Here is a 21,173-nt window from a genome sequence, read left to right as displayed (position 1 = left end):
TCCAGGCATTCCTCACATCTCGTGTAGCACGTGCGTGGCCTTGACGGCTGCTGACGCCCGGTTCTCAACGCCGAGCTTCACGTAGATCTGTTCGAGGTGCTTGTTCACCGTGCGCGCCGACAGTCCCAGTATTTCGCCGATGTCGCGGTTAGCCTTGCCTTTGGCGATCCAGAGCAGAACTTCGGATTCGCGCTGAGTGAGCGAGAAGCGCTGGCGCAGTGCCTCGTCGTCGCGCCGCTGGTTGGCGGCGGTCAGGCGGAAGAGATATTCGTCAGGCCCGATTGCGCCCAGGAAGGCGAGTTGCAGCGCCGCCTGGCCGGCATGGACGATCGAGATAATGCTATCGCGCACTGCGGCTGCGCGGTCGCGCATCCAGCCCGCGATATGGCGGACGACGATTTCCATGCCGTCGTCGCTGCCCATGGCGGCGTTGACGAGCCGTGTTGCTTGCGGCGTCGACCAATGGATGGCGCCATCGCCTTTGACGGCCAGCAAATGGCGGCCGGCTGCGTCGAGCGCGACGCGGGCGCTTTGGGCCGAACGAGCATTGCGCAGATGGACACGAATGCGGGCGCGCAGTTCGTCGATATTGATCGGCTTGCTGAGATAGTCGACACCGCCGGATTCCAGCGCGTGCACGACATGCTCGGTCTCGGTCAGGCCGGTCATGAAGATGACGGGCACCTGCGCCACCGCGGCATTCGCCTTCAGTCGGCGGCAAGTCTCGAAGCCATCCATGGCGGGCATGACGGCGTCGAGCAGGATGAGATCGGGGGTGATGCGCTCGACGATACCAAGGGCGGCGGTGCCTGACGTGGCGATCAGGACGGAAAAGCCGGATTGTTCGAGCGCGTCGGTCAGGAAGCCGAGCGCTTCGGGCGAGTCGTCGACGAGCAGAACGATGTCGCGAGGGAGGGCCGGCTCAGCCAATGGGTTCCACCTTTTCGTCGAAGTCGTGCAGGAAGGTCATGAAGCCGGCGAGATCGAAGGCGGCGACATAGGCGCGAAGTTTCTCGGTGAATGGCTGATTTGCCTCCACCCTGGCAAGGTCCGAAAGCTTGGCTTCGATGCCTCTGATATAGCCGATCTCACCGAGCCGCAGCAATTCCTGCACATGGGCCGCACCTGGGCTCAGCATCGGCGCTTGGGTCTTAACGGGAACTGCGGGTGCGGCGTCGGCATAGACCCATTTCAGCCCAAGATGCAAAGCGAGCTTGTCGCGGAGCTGGCGGATGTCGACCGGCTTGCCGATCGCATCATTGTGGCTGTCGTCACTGTCGCTGAGAACAGCGGCATCACCGATATTGGCCGAAAGCATCAGCACCGGCGCTGTCTGGCCGGCCTCGCGCAGACGCGACACGAGCTGCCAGCCGTTCATGCCGGGCATCAGGATATCGACGAGGAAGAGGTCCGGCATGATACCTTCGATCAGCGTCAGGCATTCGCCGCCGCCCGCCGCCGTCAGCACGATGAAATCGAGGGGTGCCAGGATTTCACGCATCATCTCGCGATGGTCTTCATTGTCGTCGACGATAACGAGCGTGCGGCGCGGGCCGTCATAACCGGCGATGCGCTTCTCCTGCGGCGCGGCCGCCACGGCGCGCATGACGGCCGACAGCATCAGCCGGACGCGGAAGGTCGAGCCCTCGTCCTTGACGCTCGAAACCGAAATCTCGCCGCCGAGCGTGTTGGTCAGAAGCCGGGTGATGGTGAGGCCGAGGCCGAGGCCCGGCATCGGCCGCACGCTTTCGGCCTCGCCGCGCTGGAAGGGTTCGTAGATGCGGGGCAGGTCCTGCTCGGTGATGCCGCGGCCGGTATCGGCAACGGTGAAGGTCGCCACCTGGCTGCGATAGCCGACATCGAAGGTGACGGTGCCTTCGTCGGTGAACTTGATGGCATTGGAGAGCAGGTTGACGAGGATCTGACGCAGCCGCTTTTCATCGGTACGGACGAATTGCGGCAAGGCCGGCGAGCGATCGTGGATGAAGGCGAGGCCCTTTGCCTGCGCCTGCGGGCGGAACATATCGACGATCTGGTCGAGGAAATCCTGGATGTTGATCTCATTGGAATAGACCTGCAGGCGGCCGGCCTCGATCTTGGAAATATCCAGCAGGCCGTCGATCAGCCCGGAAAGGTGCTCGGCGCTGCGGCGGATGACCTTGATCGAGGACTGGCGTGGCGCCGGGATGGTTTCGTCGCGCTCAAGGATCTGGGCATAACCGAGCACGGCGTTGAGCGGCGTGCGCAGTTCGTGGCTCAAGCCCACGACGTAGCGGCTCTTGGCGCGATTGGCGGCCTCGGCCGTCTCCTTGGCGCTCTGCAAGGCGGTGTCGGTCTTCTTGTGGGCGGCGATCTCCTTGAGCAGCAGCGTGTTCTGGCGCGAGGATTCCTCCTCGGCGACGACGCGGCTGTCATGGGCGAGCACATAGAACCAGCAAACGACCCCTGATATCACCGCGAAGACGAAGAAGACGATGAGGATGGTGCGGTTGACGACCTCGGCCGTTGCGGGCGAGGCGGCGGCGACCTGATGGGCGATCATCGCCAGGATTGCGCCGATGGCCGTCAAGGCCAGCACGACGGCGATGCCGTAGCGGCCGAGACGCGTCGTCAGCTTCCTCAGAATGGCGTGGGGCAGCAACACCTTGGCGACGGTACCGACCTGTGCGTTGAAACGGGCGGCCGGCTTGCACATGTCGTGGCAGCGGCTGTCGAGCGAGCAGCAGAGCGAGCAGATCGGCGCGGCATAAGCCGGACACCAGGCCATATCCTCCGGCTCGAACGGGTGTTCGCAGACCGAGCAGGTGATGTTTGTCAGGTTTTTCCAGCTGTGGCGCGGCTTGCGGGCGAGGTAAAACTTGCCTTTCGTCGCCCAGGCGAGCACCGGCGAGGCGATCAGCGCGATGACGAGGGTGATATAGGGAGCGAGCGAGGCGGCGATTGCGCCGAAGGCACCGAAATGGGCAATCAGCGACACCGTCGCCGACAGCGTCATGGCGCCGAGGCCGACCGGGTTGATGTCGTAGAGATGGGCGCGCTTGAACTCGACGCCGGGTGGTGCGAGGCCAAGTGGCTTGTTGATGAAAAGATCGGCGGAGATCGTGCAGAGCCAGGCCATTGCGATGATCGAGAAGATCCCGAGCGTCTCCTCCAGCAGTCGGTAGATGCCAAGCTCCATCAAAAGCAGGGCGATCGCGACGTTGAAGACCAGCCAGATGACACGGCCAGGATGGCTGTGGGTCAGTCGCGAGAAGAAGTTCGACCAGGCGAGCGAGCCGGCATAGGCATTCATCACGTTGATCTTCAGCTGCGAGATGACGACGAAGGCGGCCATCAACAGCAGCGCTGCGTTGTGCCAGGGGACCATATAGCCGAAAGCGGTCAGATACATCTGCGCCGGGTCCGCGGCACGATCAAGCGGCACGCCCGAGGCAAAGGTCAGCACGACGAGGAAAGAGCCGGCTAGCAGTTTCGGCGCGCCGATAATGACCCAGCCGGGTCCGGCGAGAAAAACAGCCAGGCGATGGCGCCACTTGCGCTGCGGGTCCGGCGGCAGGAAACGCAGGAAGTCGGCCTGTTCGCCGATTTGCGACATCAGCGCCAGGATGACGGCAGAGGCAGCGCCGAACTCCACCAGATTGAAATCGGCGATAGTGCCGGGCGGACCGGAGGCATGGCGGATGCCGGCAAAGGCGCGCCAGAGATCGAACTTTTCCCAGTCCAAACAGGCGATGAAGATGAAGGGCAGGATATTCAGCACGATCCAGAAGGGCTGTGTCATCAGCTGGAACTTGCTGATCAGCCGCACGCCATGCGTCACCAGCGGGATCACCATGACGGCGCTGAGGATGTATCCGATCCAGAGCGGGATGCCGAGGGTGAGCTCCAGCGCGCCGGACATGATCGAAGCCTCGATCGCAAACAGCATGAAGGTAAAGCTCGCATAGATCAGCGAGGTGATGGTCGAACCGATATAGCCGAAGCCGGCGCCGCGCGTCAGAAGATCGATGTCGACGCCATGGCGGATGGCGTAGCGGCTGATCGGCAGACCGATCGCCAGCATGGCGATGCTTGCGACGATAATGGCATAAAAGGCGTTGGTGGTGCCGTAGGAGAGGGTGATTGCGCCGCCGATCGCCTCGAGCGCCAGAAAGGAGATTGCACCGATCGCCGTCTGCGAGATGCGTTGCGAGGAGAAATGGCGTGCGCTCTTTGCGGTGAAGCGCAGCGCATAATCTTCCAGCGTCTGGTTTGCGACCCAGCGATTGTATTCGCGTCTTACCGGAATGATGCGTTGGCGCGCTGCCATGTCTTCCTTTCAGCATTCCGGTTGGGGCTCATCGTCTTCCAACGAGTTTTGGCGGGATGGAGCGGAAAGGCAAGAGGCGGACGCCGGGTGGTTCACAGAATGGCAATATTTTTGAAATTGACCTGTCACACAAGAACTCTACCTCTCCCCGCGTTCGTTCAACCATTTCGGGTATCCCATGTCTGGTTTAAGCCTTTGCCGCCTGAGCACCGCCCTCGTCTGCCTTGTTTCCATCGTGCCATCGTTTGCCAGCGCCGAGCAGGCCACGGCGGCGAAAGCGCCCTATGTCGAAGCCGGAAACACCAACAAGCGCGGGGATGCGTGCTTCTCGACGGTGGACACCAACGCCGCCGTTCACCTCCTTTCCGGCTTCCTCGAAATCTGGACCCCGCGCACACCTTTCGTCGATGCGGGTGTCGAAGCCCCGGCCAAGGACGATTGCCCGGCGGTCGCCAAAACGGATTGGGATGGCATTCCCGCCAGCAAGACCGACGGCCATATCGTCAACCAGGCCGTCCATGACGCCAACATCGCCTATGTCGTCAATGCGACGCGGGCGCGGACGGCCGATCAGGCGGTGGCCGCCTATCTCGACGACAGGCGCGGCAAGAATGCCAGCATCGTCGATGGCCTCGGCCCGCTGACGGATGCCTGGAAGGCCGGCTCGAAGCAGACCACCACGATCACCGAAGTGGCCGCCGATGCGACGACGGTCAAATACGACGACAAGGGCAACAATCGCGGCGCCGGCAGTAAGCCGGATACGGAAAACAAGACCGATGCAAACCCGGACATGGGCCTTGCGATCAATTTCATCAACGCCGCAAGCGGGGATGGATCGACGGAACCTGCCAAGCGCTATTTCAAATATGGCCGTCCCTATCGCTGGAGTCAGGACGTGTCGGTCGTCCCGACGCTTGAGCCGGCCAAGAGCGGAAAGCCGGTCGAGGATGGCGGTTTCCCAAGCGGGCATACGGCGGAAGCCTGGCGGGATGCGCTCGCCATGGCCTATCTCGTGCCGCAGCGCTTTCAGGAAATGATCACGCGCGCCAGCGAACTGGGCGAGGATCGCATCCTTGCCGGCATGCATTCTCCGCTCGACGTGATGGGTGGCCGGATGCTCGGCACCGCGACGGTCGTCTACAATCTGAACAAGGCCGACAATGCCGCGCTGAAGAGCGATGCGTACACCCAGGCGCAGTCATGGCTCGTCGCCAAATCAGGCGTTGCCGATGCGGGCGCGCTCGAAGTCGCCGCGCATGCGGCGCCGCTTGCCGCAGATCGTTTTGCCGACCATGACGCCAATCGCGCTTACGTGCTGCAGCGCCTGAGCTACGGAATGCCGACGATCCATGCGACCGATCAGCCGGCGCGCGTGCCGCAGGGCGCTGAAGCGCTTCTCGAAACGCGTCTGCCCTATCTGGGCGGCGAACAGCGCCGCGACGTGCTGAAGACGACGGAGATTGCCTCGGGTTATCCGCTCATCGACGATGCGGAGGGTTACGGTCGTCTTAACCTGTTTGCCGCCGCCGACGGTTACGGTGCCTTCGACCAGGATGTGACCGTGACGATGGACGCGGCAAAGGGCGGCTTCGATGCGATCGATACCTGGCGCAACGACATCACCGGCAAAGGCAGGCTGGTAAAACGCGGCAGCGGCATTCTCGGGCTTTCGGGCGCCAACAGCTATGCCGGCGGCACGGTGCTCGAAGAGGGCGCGCTGGTGGCCGGATCGCCGTCGGCCTTCGGTGCCGGCGCCTTGACGGTCAATGGCGGTTCGCTCGTCGTAGCGGCAGACAAGCCTTTGGCCGTCGGCGGTGACTATCAGCAGCTCGCCCATGCGACGGTAAAGCTGGCGCTCGGCGCGAACGGCGCCGGCACGCTGGCCGTCGAGGGCAAGGCGGCGCTCGCCGGCGATCTCGAGGTGACGCTTGCCGATGGCTTTACCCCAAAACCCGGAACGAAGATCGAGATCCTGAAGGCCGGCACCCTTTCCGGTACCTTCGGCAAGCTCACTATCTCCGGCCACAAGGCGAGCCTCTCTTACGGCCCGACCTCCGTCACACTGACGATCGAAGGGTAATTTCTTCTCGAACCAAGAGGGCATTCCCAGCTGCGGGGATGCCCTTCGCTTTCCGGCCTGCTCGTTTGCCCCCGCGCCTACGTCATTTTGCGTATGTGTTTTTGCGGTGCAGCACCCGATAGTCCCCTCGGCAACAGTTAAATTCCGTTTCCGGCCTGTTGCGGAACAAGAAGAGGGGCTCAACCAGATGAATCTCAGATCCACGATCACCGGCGCTGCGCTTGGTGCCGTCATGGCGGCATCGGCCGCATTCCACGGCGCGGTTGCCGCCGAGGACACGATTAAAGTCGGCGTATTGCATTCGCTTTCCGGCACGATGGCGATTTCCGAAACCACGCTGAAAGACGCCATGTTGATGCTCATCGACGAGCAGAACAAAAAGGGCGGCCTTCTCGGCAAGAAGCTCGAGGCCGTCGTCGTCGATCCGGCTTCCGACTGGCCGCTGTTTGCCGAAAAGGCCCGCGAGCTGATCCAGAAGGACAAGGTTGCCGCCGTCTTCGGTTGCTGGACGTCCTCGTCGCGTAAATCCGTTCTGCCGGTATTCGAAGAGCTGAATTCGCTGCTCTTCTACCCCGTGCAGTATGAAGGCGAAGAATCCTCGCGCAACATCTTCTACACCGGTGCTGCTCCGAACCAGCAGGCCATTCCGGCCGTCGACTACCTGATGGAAAAAGAAGGCGTCAAGCGCTTCGTTCTTGAAGGGACTGACTATGTCTATCCGCGCACGACCAACAAGATTCTCGAGGCATACCTGATTTCGAAGGGTATTCCGAAAGAAGACATCATGACCAACTACACGCCGTTCGGCTTCTCCGACTGGCAGACCGAAGTTTCCAAGATCAAGGAATTCGGTTCGGCCGGCAAGAAGACCGCCGTCGTCTCGACGATCAACGGCGACGCCAACGTTCCGTTCTACAAGGAACTGGGCAACAAGGGCATCAAGGCAACCGACATTCCCGTCATCGCCTTCTCGGTCGGCGAAGAAGAACTTGCCGGCCTCGACACCAAGCCGCTTGTCGGCCATCTCGCTGCCTGGAACTATTTCGAGTCGGTGGAAAGCCCGGCCAACAAGAAGTTCATCAAGGACTGGCACGCCTACACCAAGAACGACAAGCGCGTGACGAACGACCCGATGGAGGCTGCCTATATCGGCTTCAACGCATGGGTTAAGGCCGTCCAGGCTGCCGGCACGACCGATACCGACAAGGTTCTCGACTCCATCATCGGCGTCAGCGTTCCGAACCTCTCCGGCGGTTATGCGACCGTCATGCCGAACCATCACATCACCAAGCCGGTGCTGATCGGTGAAATCCAGGCCGACGGCCAGTTCGAAATCGTCCAGCAGACGCCCGCCGTGGTCGGTGACGAATGGTCGGATTACCTGCCCGACTCCAAGGACCTGATCTCCGATTGGCGCAAGCCGATGTCCTGCGGCAACTTCAACGTTGCCACCGGCAAGTGCGGCGGCAAGGGTTCCTGAGGACGACCCCAGTCAGATGATTGCCTGAAGACTTCCGTCCGGGTTTGATCCCGGGCGGAAGCTCCGTCCCAGCGATTGCGCCGCAAGGCCAACACACTCAAGGGCGAGAAAGCCGATGTGTCGCGCCATAAAGTTTTTCCTTATCACGCTCTGCCTAACATTCTCGGGGCTGACATTTTCGGGCCTGACATTTATCGGTCTCGCATTTCCGGGCCTGGCAATATCGAGCGAAGTTCGGGCCGAGGACGATATTCACGTGCTCATCGATGCGCTCGGCGTCGGCGACTTCCCGGAACGCGAGGCGGCCATCAAGGCGCTGGTCGCCTCCAAGGACCCGCATGTCAGCCAGATCCTGCAGCAGTTGAGCGACGGCCTTCTCTACGTCAATTCCGACGGCGGTCCGGTGCTCCTCCAGGGCGGCACCGATGACGAACCGACCTATTCCGATCCGGTCACCGGCGAAGCCGCTGCCGATGTCGATCCTGACATGATGACTAAGGTCAAGATCAACAATGCGCTTCGCGGCGTTATCGGCGCCGCAACCAGCCAGTTGACGCTGATGAGCCCGGATCGTTCGGCGCGGCTCGCCGCGGCACAGGGTCTGCTGAAAGACGCCGATCCCGCCAATCTGGAGCTGTTGAACGCGGCGCTTGCGGCTGAAAAGGACGCCGAGATCAAGAATACGATGGAAGCCGCGCGTGCAGTGCTGCTGCTGAAGACGGATGCGAGCGTCGAAGACAAGAAGGCTGCGATCGATACGATCGCGGCTCGCGGCAATCGCGATGCGCTGACCATCCTCACGACCACGCTCGAAACCGCGCCTGACGATCTGAAGCCGGCGATCCAGGCCGATATCAACACCATCAACCGTAGCCTGGCGCTGTGGGATGTCGTCCAGAACATCTGGTACGGATTGTCGCTCGGCTCCGTGCTGCTGCTTGCGGCGATCGGCCTTGCCATCACCTTCGGCGTCATGGGCGTCATCAACATGGCGCATGGCGAGATGGTTATGATCGGCGCTTACACCACCTATGTCGTGCAGGAATACATCACCTCTGCCTTTCCGCAGCTTGCCGATTATTCGCTGGCCTTTGCGGTGCCGGCCGCCTTCATCTTCACCGGCTTCGTCGGCCTGGTGATCGAGCGCGCCGTCATTCGCTATCTCTACGGCCGGCCGCTCGAAACGCTGCTCGCCACCTGGGGCGTATCGCTGATCCTGCAACAGGCCGTGCGCAGCATCTTCGGCCCGACCAACCGCGAGGTCCGCAATCCGACCTGGATGTCCGGCGTCTTCGATCTCGGCGGGCTCTCGATCACCTGGAACCGACTGTGGATCATCGTCTTTTCGATGGTCGTCTTCGTGACGCTGCTCCTGCTGCTCAAGCGGTCGGCCTTCGGCCTGCAGATGCGCGCCGTCACGCAGAACCGCCGCATGGCATCGTCGATGGGCATCCGTACCGGCTGGGTCGACGCCTTCACCTTCGCGCTCGGTTCGGGCATTGCCGGTATTGCCGGCGTGGCGCTCAGCCAGATCGACAACGTCTCGCCGAACCTCGGCCAATCCTACATCATCGACAGCTTCATGGTGGTCGTTTTCGGCGGTGTCGGCAATCTTTGGGGCACGCTGGTCGGCGCGCTCTCGCTCGGCGTCGTCAACAAGTTCCTCGAGCCCTTCGCCGGCGCCGTGCTCGGCAAGATTCTGGTGCTCGTCCTCATTATTCTCTTCATCCAGAAGCGTCCGCGTGGGCTCTTCGCACTCAAAGGAAGGGCGGTGGAAGCATGATAACGGCCTTCCTTCTCCGATCACTCGATCGCAAGATCGTCATTGCCATCGCGCTGCTGCTTCTGGTCGCCGTTCTCGTGCCGGTGCTGAACCTGATGACCGGGCCGACCCATCCGCTGCACGTGCCGACCTATATCATGTCACTGTTCGGCAAGTATCTGACCTATGCGCTGCTGGCCTTAGCGCTCGATCTCGTCTGGGGCTTCTGCGGCATTCTCTCGCTCGGCCACGGTGCTTTCTTTGCGCTCGGCGGTTATGCGATGGGCATGTATCTGATGCGCCAGATCGGCACCCGCGGCAGCTACGGCGACCCAATCCTGCCCGATTTCATGGTGTTCCTGAACTGGAAGGATCTGCCGTGGTTCTGGTATGGCTTCAACCACTTCTGGTTTGCGGCGCTGATGGTGCTCGTCGTGCCCGGTCTGCTCGCCTTTGTCTTTGGCTGGTTCGCCTTCCGCTCACGCGTCAACGGCGTCTATCTCTCGATCATCACCCAGGCGATGACCTACGCGCTGCTGCTGGCCTTTTTCCGTAACGACATGGGCTTCGGCGGCAATAACGGCCTGACCGATTTCAAGGATATTATCGGCTTCAACGTCCAGGCTGACGGCACGCGTGCAGCCCTGTTTGCGGCAACCGCGGTCTTGCTGGCGCTGTCGCTGCTGCTTGCCTCGGCGATCGTTCGCTCGAAGTTCGGCAAGGTGCTGGTCGGCGTGCGCGATGCGGAAAGTCGCACGCGCTTCCTCGGTTACCGCGTCGAGCACTTCAAGCTCTTCACCTTCGTCGTCTCGGCGATGATGGCGGGCATTGCCGGCGCGCTCTACGTGCCGCAGGTCGGCATCATCAATCCTGGCGAATTCGCTCCTGCAAACTCGATCGAAGTGGTCATCTGGACAGCGGTCGGCGGACGGGCGACGCTGATCGGGCCGATCATCGGTGCGATCCTCGTCAACGGCGGCAAGACGATCTTCACCGGCCTCTTCCCGGAGTTTTGGCTGTTTGCGCTCGGTGGTCTTTTCGTCGCCGTCACGCTGTTTCTGCCGAAAGGTGTCGTCGGCACGATCGCCCAATATCTCGGCAGGCGGAAAGCCGTCTCCAAAGCCGTCCCACCGGTGGCGCAGGAAGACGTCATCGAACCGAAAACCCAGGCCGCGGAGTGAGCAGCATGATCCCGGACGTCAAACCCACCAGCGTGCTTTATCTCAACGGCGTCTCGGTTTCCTTCGACGGCTTCAAGGCGCTGAATTCGCTGTCGATCGTCATCGCGCCCGGCGAACTGCGCGCCATCATCGGCCCGAACGGCGCCGGCAAGACCACGATGATGGACATCATCACCGGCAAGACCAGGCCCGATGAGGGCGAGGTGTTTTTCAATGGCACGATCGACCTCACCAGGAAGGATGAGGCCGATATCGCCGAGCTTGGCATCGGTCGCAAGTTCCAGAAGCCGACCGTCTTCGAAAGTCATACGGTGTGGGACAATCTGGAACTGGCGCTGAACCGGCGCCGCGGCGTGTTCTCGACGCTGTTCTATCGGCTTTCGGGTGAAGACAAGGCACGCATCGAAGAAATCCTGGAAACGGTGCGGCTGACGCACCGCCGCGACGAATTCGCCGCCAACCTCTCGCATGGGCAGAAGCAATGGCTGGAGATCGGCATGCTGCTGGCGCAGGAGCCGAAGCTGCTGCTGGTCGACGAACCGGTGGCCGGGATGACGGATGCGGAGACGGCTGAGACGGCAATCCTGCTCAAGGATATCGCCCGGACCCGTTCGGTCGTCGTCGTCGAGCACGACATGGGCTTCATCCGCGACCTCGGCGTCAAGGTGACGTGCCTTGCGGAAGGCTCGGTGCTGGCTGAGGGATCGATCGATTTCGTCAGCTCGGATCCGAAGGTGATCGAGAATTATCTGGGGCGGTGATGATGCGTCGATTGAATGTTGGTGGGTGTGTCACCCCTCCCCAACCCCTCCCCACAAGGGGGAGGGGCTTAACCTGGGCGCTCGCGCGTCGCTACGATTGCCAGCTTTCTTATGGTCTCCTGGAAAGGGGGACGGTCGCTCCGAGTTTGTCCCTCTCCCTTGTGGGCAGGGGTTGGGGAGGGGTCTTTTTGGGACCCACAAAGATTCAGGAGACGGCATCATGCTGACAGTCGAAAACGCAAACCTGCACTACGGCGCCGCCCAGGCGCTGCGTGGCATCTCCATCAAGGCGGAGATGGGAAAGATCACCTGCGTACTGGGGCGCAACGGCGTCGGCAAGAGTTCACTTCTGCGCGCCGTGACCGGCCAGCACCCGCTGTCGGCCGGCACCGTCACCTTCAACGATACCCGGCTGAACGGCCTGCCGCCCTTTGCCCGCGCCAAGCAGGGCATCGGCTATGTGCCGCAGGGGCGGGAAATTTTCCCGCTGCTGACGGTCAAGGAAAATCTCGAAACCGGCTTTGCGCCGCTTGGCCGCCGCGATCGGAATATTCCCGACGACATCTTCAGTCTCTTCCCGGTGCTGAAGTCGATGTTGTCACGTCGCGGCGGCGATCTTTCCGGCGGCCAGCAGCAGCAGCTGGCGATCGGTCGCGCCATGGTGACCCGGCCTCGGATTCTCGTGCTCGACGAGCCGACCGAGGGCATTCAGCCTTCGATCATCAAGGATATCGGCCGGGCGATCCGTTATCTCCGCGATTCCACCGGCATGGCGATCCTGCTCGTCGAACAATATCTCGACTTCTGCCGGGAGCTTGCCGATTACGTCTACATCATGGATCGCGGCGAGATCGTGCATGAAGGCCTTGCCGAAACGCTGGATACGCCGGAGGCTCGTCGCCATCTGACCGTTTGATCGGCAAATGCTGTATTTTTTGGCAGATGGTGCGGCGCCCTTTCAAATCTTCCAGGTCCGTTGCGGGTGTCCATGGGCGGCATGGGAATTGCTTGCTTTGCGTTATCCGTGCGATTGAATGAGACCGATGGCGCGACCGAAAGGGACGGTATGACGATTGCGGCGGCAGGGACGAGACCGCAAAGAGCGGAGGGACGCGGGCATCTGGCGGCAAAGCTGTTTGACGGCCGCACGCGTCTGCGTGAACTCTATCAGGATGGCGCGGCGAAGATCCGCCTGCCCGATACGTTTGATGCCTCGATGGAAGCCGTCATCATCAACACCGCTGGTGGATTGACCGGCGGCGATCGGATGGATTGGAGCGTTGAGGCCGGAGCGGGCACGCGCATCGACGTCACCACCCAGGCCTGCGAGAAGATCTACAGGGCCTCGGCCGGAACGGCCGAGGTGACGACCAGCATCAAGGTCGGAGCCCAAGCCCGGGTCGACTGGCTGCCGCAGGAAACGATCCTCTTCGATCGGGCCGCACTTTTCCGGCGACTGGATGTCGATCTTGACGAAGGCTCCGAATTTTTGGCCGTCGAAGCTGTATTGCTCGGCCGCAAGGCGATGGGTGAGACGGTGGAAACCGGGCTGTTTCGTGACCGCTGGCGCGTCCGACGCTCGGGTCAACTGGTCCACGCCGACGAGCTCAGACTTTCCGAGGGTGTCTCGGCGCTGGCGGCGCGGCAGGCGGTGCTTGGCGGACAGGTGGCCTTTGCGACGTTGCTTTATGCCGGGCCGCTTTCGGAGGCCTATCTCGGCAAGGTGCGGCCGCTCGTCGAAGGCGCGATGGGTGGTGCGAGCGCCTGGGATGGCAAGCTCGTCGTCCGCCTTGCGGCGGCCGACGGCTTTGCCCTTAGAAAAATCCTGATCCCGGTCATTTCCGCCTTGCGCAATGGTGCGCCTGTGCCGAAAGTCTGGAATCTATGAGTTCAATAGGCAGGTAGACGATGAACCTCACTCCGAGAGAAAAAGACAAGCTGCTGATATCGATGGCGGCGATGGTGGCCCGGCGGCGGCTGGAGCGCGGCGTCAAGCTGAACTACCCGGAAGCGATCGCGCTGATCAGCGATTTCGTCGTCGAAGGCGCCCGTGATGGCCGGCCGGTCGCCGAGCTGATGGAGGCCGGCGCCCATGTGATCGGTCGCGATCAGGTGATGGAGGGGATTGCCGAGATGATCCATGACGTGCAGGTGGAGGCGACCTTTCCTGATGGAACCAAGCTCGTCACCGTGCACGAACCGATCCGGTAGGGAGACCGATATGCTCGAGCTCAGGCCCAATTGCGAATGCTGCGACAAGGATTTGCCGCCGGAGAGCACTGAGGCACGGATCTGCACCTATGAATGCACCTTCTGCGCCGATTGCGTCGGAGACGTGCTGAAGGGCGTCTGCCCGAATTGCGGCGGCAATCTTGTTGCAAGGCCTATCCGGCCCGCGGCGATGCTCGCCAAAAATCCGGGGTCGACGAAACGCGTGCTGAAGGCCGAGGGCTGCGCGCCCAAGGCGGCTTAGGGAGGACGAGATGATTCCGGGCGAGATCATTGCCGCAAGCGGCGACATCGAACTGAATGCCGGCGCGCCGACCGTGACGCTGGAGGTTTCCAATACGGGCGACCGGCCGGTGCAGGTCGGCAGCCACTATCATTTCGCCGAGACCAATGCCGGGCTTTCCTTCGATCGCGCGGCAGCGCATGGCAAGCGGCTCGATATTCCGGCGGGAACGGCGGTGCGCTTCGAGCCGGGACAGACGCGTTCGGTGACGCTCATCCCGCTTTCCGGCAAGCGCGAAGTCTATGGTTTCCGTCAGCTGGTAATGGGCAAGCTTTAGCGGGAGAGGCGCATGCGCTTGAACATTTGCCTTATCGGGGCGGCGATGCTGCTGGCGGCAGGTCACGCCTTTGCTCAGGATATCGATTGCCAGAATCCGAAGACGCAATCGGACATGACCTCGTGCGAGGCGGCGCGTCACGAGACCGCCGACAAGGCGCTGAATGCGCAATACAAGAAGACGCGTGCCGCCATGATGGCGATCGACAAGGACCTGGATGGCGACATGAAGGGTGCGGAACAGGCGCTGGTCAAGGCGCAGCGCGCCTGGATCGATTATCGCGATGCCGAATGCGATGCCTTCGGCTTTCAGGCCCGCGGCGGCACGATGGAGCCGATGCTGGTCGCCGGATGCCTGGCCGATGTGACGGACAAACGCACGAAAGAGCTGAAAGAACTCGAAGATACGATGAGCAACTAAGGTGATCAGGAAGATCATGATCGTCGGCAATGGCGAGGTCGCAGAGACAGAGGCAGGTGTCATCGATGCCGCCGATTTCGTTATCCGTTTCAATGATTGCCGTTCCTACGGCGTGGGCGGCAGCCGCACCGATGCCGTTGCCGTCTGCAACACCGGTAGGCCGGCAAAGGCGATGCTCGGTTCGCCGCAATGGCGTGCCCATCCCGGCGTGGTTTCGGCCGGCGAAATCTGGAGCGTGCGCGACCCGGAAAAGTTTGCCGCGATGCGAGCGCCGCTTGCCGTCTCGCATCCTGATCTCGACGATTTCTGCGACGATTATACGGATGAATTCACTGCCTTCTGCGCTGAGACCGGCAAGATGCATGTCGTCATCGGCAAGTCGGTCCACGAGGCTGTCGATGCCTCGCTGTCGGCTTTTGCGCCGGCGCCCTATGTCGTGCCGAGCAGCGGCTTGATCGTCATTGCCGAGGTGCTGAACACATATTCCGAGGCCGAGGTGACGCTTGCCGGCTTCGGTCATGTCGGCTGGGAATGGCACCCGTTTGCGGCCGAAAAACAGCTTGTCGATGCCTATATCGCCGCGGGCCGCCTCAAGCGGCTTAGCGGGGAAACGCTTATCTCTTCCTCCCACGGAGTCTGATGGATGCCCTACAAGATCTCGCGCGCCGCCTATGCCGGCATGTTCGGACCGACCACCGGGGACAAGGTGCGCCTTGCGGATACGGAACTCTTCATCGAGATCGAGAAGGATTTCACCACCTATGGCGAGGAGGTGAAGTTCGGCGGCGGCAAGGTCATTCGTGACGGCATGGGCCAGAGCCAGGTGACGCGGGCGGATGGTGCGGTCGATACCGTCATCACCAATGCGGTGATCGTCGATCACTCCGGCGTCTACAAGGCCGATATCGGGCTTAAGGACGGGCGCATCGTTGCGATCGGCAAGGCGGGCAATCCGGATATGCAGCCTGGCGTCAATATCATCGTCGGTCCGGGCACGGAGGCGATCGCCGCCGAAGGCAAGATCGTCACTGCTGGTGGCATGGACAGCCATATCCACTTCATCGCGCCGCAGCAGATCGAGGAAGCGCTGATGTCAGGCATGACCTGCATGCTCGGCGGCGGCACGGGGCCGGCGCACGGCACGCTCGCCACCACTTGCACGCCCGGTCCATGGCATCTGGCGCGCATGATCGAAGCGGCCGACGCCTTCCCGATGAACCTCGCCTTTGCCGGCAAGGGCAATGCCTCGTTGCCGGGAGCGCTGACCGAGATGGTGCTGGCCGGCGCCACCTCGTTGAAGCTGCACGAGGATTGGGGCACGACGCCGGGCGCCATCGATTGCTGCCTGTCGGTCGCCGACGAATATGACGTTCAAGTGATGATCCACACCGATACGCTGAACGAAAGCGGCTTTGTCGAAGATACGATCGGCGCCATCAAGGGCCGCACCATCCACGCTTTCCACACGGAAGGGGCGGGCGGTGGGCACGCGCCTGACATCATCAAGATCTGTGGTCAGCCGAATGTCATTCCGTCGTCTACCAATCCGACCCGACCCTATACGGTCAATACCATCGCCGAACATCTCGACATGCTGATGGTTTGCCATCACCTGTCGCCGTCGATCCCCGAGGATATCGCCTTTGCAGAAAGCCGCATCCGCAAGGAGACGATCGCTGCCGAGGATATCCTGCACGATATCGGCGCCTTCTCGATCATCTCGTCCGACAGCCAGGCCATGGGCCGCGTCGGCGAGGTGGCGATCCGGACCTGGCAGACGGCCGACAAAATGAAGCGGCAGCGCGGCCGGCTGAAGGAGGAAAAGGGCGATAACGACAATTTCCGCGTCCGCCGCTATATCGCCAAATATACGATCAACCCGGCGATCGCCCATGGCCTCAGCCATGAAATCGGCTCTGTCGAAGTCGGCAAGCGTGCCGACCTGGTGCTCTGGAATCCGGCCTTCTTCGGCGTGAAGCCTGACATGGTGCTGCTCGGCGGCTCGATTGCGGCAGCACCGATGGGCGATCCGAACGCCTCGATCCCGACGCCGCAGCCGGTGCACTACCGGCCGATGTTTGCCTCCTACGGCAAGAGCCTCACCAATTCCTCCGTCACCTTCGTCAGCCAAGCCTCGCTCGACGGTGGCTTGAAGGGCCGGCTCGGTGTCGCCAAGCAACTGGTCGCGGTGAAAAATACGCGCGGCGGCATCTCCAAGGCATCGATGATCCATAACGATTTGACACCCGAGATCGAGGTCGATCCGGAGACCTATGAGGTCAGGGCAAACGGCGAATTGCTGACCTGCGAGCCGGCGACCGTGCTGCCGATGACGCAGCGCTATTTCCTGTTTTAGGCCGGCTCGCTCCGTGCGTCCCGGACAGTTCCGATGAGAACAGGCATTCGCTGGCTTTTACGGATCGTATTCCTGCTTGTGCTTTTGGTGGGTTGCGGAACCTTCATTCCCCGGCCGCTGATTGCTCCGGTCAAGGCGTCGTCTGCGGCGGCGACGCATCGGATTCTCCTGCTGTCCGGACCGATCCACACCGATATTGCCATTCCGCTCGACGAGGAGACGCGGGATGCCTTTTCCTTTCTCGTCGATGACGGTTTTCCGCTCGGCCATCCGGATGCGGAATGGCTGATTGTCGGCTGGGGCGGCCGGGCCTTCTATCTGGAAACCCCGACCTGGGCCGAGCTGAAGCCGTTGCCGGTGTTGCGGGCGCTGACGATTGACCGTTCGGTGCTGCATGTGGACCTTGCCGGTCATATCACCGAGCCGCAGCCAAGCTTTGCGGCATTCGATGTCAGTGACGAACAATTGGTGCGGTTGCGCAATTTTATCTCAGACAGCTTCGTTCGCGACACGGGCTCGGTGGTGCCGATCCCGGATGCAGGTTACGGCGAAATCGACCGGTTCTTCGAGGCCAAGGGATATTTCAACGCTCTCGTCGGCTGCAACACGTGGACGGCTGCCGCGCTCCGCTCGGCGGGGCTCAGGACCGGCTTATGGAACCCGCTACCGCAATCATTACGTTTGTCTCTCGCTGTCTACAATTGATCCAGCCGATGGCCGTTCGGCTCTTGAAAAGAATTGTGAATGGAACTCTCCATTTGGTTGTAAAAATCGCAGTAGAAACCGGTGTTTTCCCCAAATAGTTCATTGTGAAACAGCCCCATCCCCGGATCTCGTAAAGTTGTTTTAGATCAATCGCCTAACTGTCTCTTCGCGCTGTCCGATACCGGGATTGGAAGGCTGCATCTCCTGCTAGAAAAAATCTGTCCACCTAATCGTCCGAAACCGTTCGAATTTTAACGAGTCGATTAAGACACCCGCAGCAATTCGGCTCTTATCAATGTCTTGAAACGCCGGGCAGGAAGGTCGATTCTCATGAGAAACTGGATGTCGCTGCAGGCCGATTTCGGCAATTTTCAACATCGCAGGAATGTCTATCTTTTTGCTTTGAAGATGAGCTTTTTTGCAGTCATTCTCTCCGGCGTTGTCATTTCGCTGGCGATCCCGCCGCTCGGCTTTTTCGGACTGCTACCGATGACAAGCGCGCACGCGGTCGGCTTCGGAGCGATTTTTTCCTGGCTCGTCGGCGGGATGGTTTCCGGCATGCTGTCGCTGGCCGCCGGTTTTGCCCTGCATGAGCTGACGCTGTCGCGGGCGGAGTTCGAAAAACTCAGCCGAACGGACACGCTCTCCGGATTATTGAACCGGCGGGCTTTCACAGAGGCGCTTGAAAACACCGAGGGCAACGCCTCGCTTGTTGTTTTCGACGTCGACCGCTTCAAGGCGATCAACGATCGCTTCGGCCATGCCTGCGGCGATGCCGTCATCACCGCGGTCTCGGCGATGCTCATATCCGCCTTCGATGAGATGTCCGTCGTCGCACGGTTGGGTGGGGAGGAGTTCGGCGTTATCGTCTCCGGCGAGCCGCTGGAGGCACGGATGGAACGCATCGAAGGTGTCCGAGTCCGGATCGCAAGCGGCGCCATCGCGGCCGAGGGGCACGATATCCGCATCACCGTTTCCGGCGGTGTTGCCGACCTCGCAGCCGGGCGCAACAAGCAGGCGGTCTACGCTTCGGCTGACCGGGCGCTCTATCTCGCCAAGGCGCTCGGGCGTAATCGCGTCGTACACGAGCGGGAAGGCTTGCATCATGCATGGCACGGGCTCGTCGACAATAGCCCCGATGCCGAAGGCAGGGGAACCGAGAGCGACAACGTGATGCAGGCTTACGGAATATAAAAGCCCGACGCGCGCACAAAGGCCATTGGTGCTTGCATCGGGAAAGGCTATTTTGCATGGTCGTCGTCTCAGCAAAACGGACATATCATGCAGCGCGTTATCTCCTATCTCCCCGCCGGAACCCCGTCCTCCCATCCGACCGCCCAGGTCAAGCTGCCGCACGATCTGCGCCATCTGCGCCGGAAGCTGCTGCATCTGGAAAATGGCGAGATGGTCATGCTCGATCTCAAGGACCCGGTGCTTTTCGCCAATGGCGACCTGCTGGTGCGCGACGACGGCGAACTGATCGAGATTCTCGCGGCTGATGAGAAGCTCTTCGAAATCCGCGGACGCGACCGCGTGCACCTGGTCGAGCTTGCCTGGCATCTCGGCAACCGTCATCTCGCAGCCCAGATCGAAGAAGACCGCATCGTCATCCTGCGCGATCATGTCATCCGCGCCATGCTGCAGGGACTTGGCGCGACCGTCCTCGATATCGATGAGCCGTTCCAGCCGGCGCGGGGAGCCTATCATTCCCATGGCGGCCATTCGCATGAGCACGATCATGATCACGGGCACAATCCTAACCAGGGTCATGACCACGATCACGAACATGGCTACGAGCATGAGCATGAGCACCGCCACGACCATGGTCATGACCATGATCACGGACCTCACGGCCACAAGCACGACTGAGGCTGGATGAGCAGGGATCGTGAGCTGCACGCATTGCTGCGCCTGACGGCATGGCTCTCGCCGGCTTTTCCGATTGGCAGCTTTGCCTATTCGGGCGGGCTGGAGCGGGCGGTGGCCGACGGGCTGGTCACGGATGCGGCCTCGCTTGCGGCCTGGATCGGCACGCTGATCGGCCATGGTTCGGTCTGGAACGATGCGGTGCTGCTGGCCGAAAGCCACAGGTGTCAGGGAGAACCCGCGCACCTTGCCGAGATCGCCGCACTCGCCGCCGCACTTGCCGGATCGCGTGAGCGCCATCAGGAAACCATGCTGCTTGGCGAGGCGTTCCTGGCGGCGGCACGGGCCTGGCCGGACGGCGTGTTCGACAGGTTGCCCGACAAGGTCGCTTATCCCGTTGCGGTCGGGGTGTTGACAGGTGCGCACGGCATAGAGCCGGAGAAGGCGCTTGCCGCCTTCCTGCATGCCTATGCCTCGCAAGCGGTTTCCTCAGGCATCCGCCTCGGCGTCGCCGGTCAGAAGGACGGTGTTGCCGTGCTTGCCGGCCTTGAAGAGCATATTGTGGAAGTCGCCCGGCGGGCGGCAGCCTCCACGCCTGACGATCTGGGCTCGGCAACGGTGCAGGCCGACATTGCCAGCCTGCGCCACGAGACCCAGGCGACGCGGCTGTTCCGCTCGTGATCATACGAAATTATCACTGCGACTGCGTCATTTGACGGTGGCGTGCGATGGCAGCGTCGCTATCATCGGGGTTCGATTGGAGTAAGACACATGAAATCAAGAAATGGACCTCTGCGCGTCGGCATCGGCGGGCCGGTCGGCTCGGGCAAGACGGCGCTGACCGAAAAGCTCTGCAAGGCGATGCGCGACGACTATTCCGTCGCGGTTGTCACCAACGACATTTACACGACCGAGGATGCCGAGGCGCTGGTGCGCATGCAGGCACTGACTTCGGACCGCATCGTCGGCGTCGAGACCGGTGGCTGCCCGCATACCGCCATTCGCGAGGACGCGACGATCAATCTCCAGGCGATCGCCGGCCTCAACCAGCGAATTCCCGATCTCGACGTCGTCTTCATCGAATCAGGCGGCGACAATCTGGCGGCAACCTTTTCGCCCGATCTTGCCGATATCACCATCTATGTCATCTCCGTCTGCCAAGGTGAGGAGATCCCGCGCAAGGGCGGCCCCGGCATCACCCGCTCGGACCTGCTCGTGATCAACAAGAAGGATCTGGCGCCCTATGTCGGCGCCGATCTCGAGGTGATGGATCGGGATGCCACGCGCATGCGCGCAAGCCGCCCCTTCGTCTTCTCCGACATGAAACGCGGCGACGGCCTCAGCTCGATCGTCAGCTTCCTCAGAGAGCAGGGCGGGCTCTGACGATCAGATCTGGCGGAAAAGATCGACGTCGCTGATAGCGGCGAAACGGCAAAATGAAACGAGCCGGGAGAGCGCTCC

20 protein-coding genes are annotated in these 21,173 nt (G+C 61.7%); 18 read left to right on the top strand and 2 right to left on the bottom strand.

Annotated features, from left to right (window positions below):
* Positions 1-12: 12 nt before the first annotated feature.
* Complete coding sequence (locus GR197_RS23990; protein ID WP_164014055.1) at positions 13-930, bottom strand: response regulator transcription factor; 918 nt, start codon at positions 928-930, stop codon at positions 13-15.
* The gene (locus GR197_RS23985; protein ID WP_164014053.1) at positions 923-4,309 is read right to left on the bottom strand and encodes a hybrid sensor histidine kinase/response regulator; all 3,387 of its coding nucleotides are present in this window, start codon (positions 4,307-4,309) and stop codon (positions 923-925) included. The genes GR197_RS23990 and GR197_RS23985 overlap by 8 nt, the downstream gene beginning before the upstream one ends.
* Positions 4,310-4,487: 178 nt before the next feature.
* On the opposite strand from GR197_RS23985, the gene GR197_RS23980 reads away from it, so the two are divergent.
* From GR197_RS23980 to ureG, 18 genes are all read left to right on the top strand, one after another.
* Positions 4,488-6,392, top strand: coding sequence for an acid phosphatase (locus tag GR197_RS23980; protein WP_164014051.1), 1,905 nt, complete (start codon positions 4,488-4,490; stop codon positions 6,390-6,392).
* Positions 6,393-6,579: 187 nt separating this feature from the next.
* Positions 6,580-7,872: an urea ABC transporter substrate-binding protein gene (urtA, locus tag GR197_RS23975; RefSeq protein WP_164014049.1), complete on the top strand. Its 1,293-nt coding sequence runs from the start codon at positions 6,580-6,582 to the stop codon at positions 7,870-7,872.
* A gap of 115 nt (positions 7,873-7,987) precedes the next feature.
* Positions 7,988-9,655 (top strand): urea ABC transporter permease subunit UrtB, encoded by a 1,668-nt coding sequence (gene urtB, locus GR197_RS23970; RefSeq protein WP_164014047.1) that lies wholly within the window; start codon positions 7,988-7,990, stop codon positions 9,653-9,655.
* Complete coding sequence (gene urtC / locus GR197_RS23965; RefSeq protein ID WP_164014045.1) at positions 9,652-10,815, top strand: urea ABC transporter permease subunit UrtC; 1,164 nt, start codon at positions 9,652-9,654, stop codon at positions 10,813-10,815. The genes urtB and urtC overlap by 4 nt, the downstream gene beginning before the upstream one ends.
* Positions 10,816-10,820: 5 nt before the next feature.
* A complete protein-coding gene (gene urtD / locus GR197_RS23960) occupies positions 10,821-11,576 on the top strand; it encodes an urea ABC transporter ATP-binding protein UrtD (RefSeq protein ID WP_164014042.1) in 756 nt (251 codons plus the stop codon).
* Positions 11,577-11,796: 220 nt separating this feature from the next.
* Positions 11,797-12,492 (top strand): urea ABC transporter ATP-binding subunit UrtE, encoded by a 696-nt coding sequence (urtE, locus tag GR197_RS23955; RefSeq protein ID WP_003581844.1) that lies wholly within the window; start codon positions 11,797-11,799, stop codon positions 12,490-12,492.
* Between the two features lie 150 nt (positions 12,493-12,642).
* On the top strand, positions 12,643-13,464 hold the full coding sequence (locus GR197_RS23950) for an urease accessory protein UreD (RefSeq protein WP_164014147.1): 822 nt from the start codon (positions 12,643-12,645) through the stop codon (positions 13,462-13,464).
* Between the two features lie 20 nt (positions 13,465-13,484).
* Positions 13,485-13,787 (top strand): urease subunit gamma, encoded by a 303-nt coding sequence (locus tag GR197_RS23945; RefSeq protein WP_003561955.1) that lies wholly within the window; start codon positions 13,485-13,487, stop codon positions 13,785-13,787.
* A gap of 10 nt (positions 13,788-13,797) precedes the next feature.
* Entirely contained in the window at positions 13,798-14,049 is a 252-nt protein-coding gene (locus GR197_RS23940; RefSeq protein ID WP_164014041.1) for a DUF1272 domain-containing protein, read from the top strand.
* Positions 14,050-14,059: 10 nt separating this feature from the next.
* The gene (locus tag GR197_RS23935; RefSeq protein ID WP_003542314.1) at positions 14,060-14,365 is read left to right on the top strand and encodes an urease subunit beta; all 306 of its coding nucleotides are present in this window, start codon (positions 14,060-14,062) and stop codon (positions 14,363-14,365) included.
* 12 nt (positions 14,366-14,377) lie between these two features.
* A complete protein-coding gene (locus GR197_RS23930) occupies positions 14,378-14,785 on the top strand; it encodes a lysozyme inhibitor LprI family protein (RefSeq protein WP_164014039.1) in 408 nt (135 codons plus the stop codon).
* 16 nt (positions 14,786-14,801) lie between these two features.
* Positions 14,802-15,425, top strand: a complete 624-nt coding sequence (locus GR197_RS23925; RefSeq protein WP_164014144.1) for a Urease operon accessory protein — start codon at positions 14,802-14,804, stop codon at positions 15,423-15,425.
* Positions 15,426-15,428: 3 nt separating this feature from the next.
* Complete coding sequence (gene ureC / locus GR197_RS23920) at positions 15,429-17,141, top strand: urease subunit alpha (RefSeq protein ID WP_164014037.1); 1,713 nt, start codon at positions 15,429-15,431, stop codon at positions 17,139-17,141.
* A 33-nt stretch (positions 17,142-17,174) separates the two neighbouring features.
* Positions 17,175-17,846 carry a TIGR02117 family protein gene (locus GR197_RS23915; RefSeq protein ID WP_164014035.1) on the top strand — a complete coding sequence of 224 codons (672 nt, stop codon included), beginning with the start codon at positions 17,175-17,177 and terminating at the stop codon, positions 17,844-17,846.
* A 330-nt stretch (positions 17,847-18,176) separates the two neighbouring features.
* Positions 18,177-19,040: a GGDEF domain-containing protein gene (locus tag GR197_RS23910; protein ID WP_164014033.1), complete on the top strand. Its 864-nt coding sequence runs from the start codon at positions 18,177-18,179 to the stop codon at positions 19,038-19,040.
* Positions 19,041-19,127: 87 nt separating this feature from the next.
* Positions 19,128-19,715, top strand: a complete 588-nt coding sequence (gene ureE / locus GR197_RS23905) for an urease accessory protein UreE (protein WP_164014031.1) — start codon at positions 19,128-19,130, stop codon at positions 19,713-19,715.
* Positions 19,716-19,721: 6 nt separating this feature from the next.
* A complete protein-coding gene (locus GR197_RS23900; protein ID WP_164014029.1) occupies positions 19,722-20,393 on the top strand; it encodes an urease accessory protein UreF in 672 nt (223 codons plus the stop codon).
* Between the two features lie 90 nt (positions 20,394-20,483).
* Positions 20,484-21,095 carry an urease accessory protein UreG gene (ureG, locus tag GR197_RS23895; protein ID WP_164014027.1) on the top strand — a complete coding sequence of 204 codons (612 nt, stop codon included), beginning with the start codon at positions 20,484-20,486 and terminating at the stop codon, positions 21,093-21,095.
* Positions 21,096-21,173 lie beyond the last annotated feature (78 nt).

The organism is Rhizobium phaseoli (assembly GCF_010668805.1).
GTDB lineage: Bacteria > Pseudomonadota > Alphaproteobacteria > Rhizobiales > Rhizobiaceae > Rhizobium > Rhizobium phaseoli_A.
Note: the sequence above shows the minus strand (reverse complement) of the source record. Positions and strands in the feature narration are given on the sequence as shown.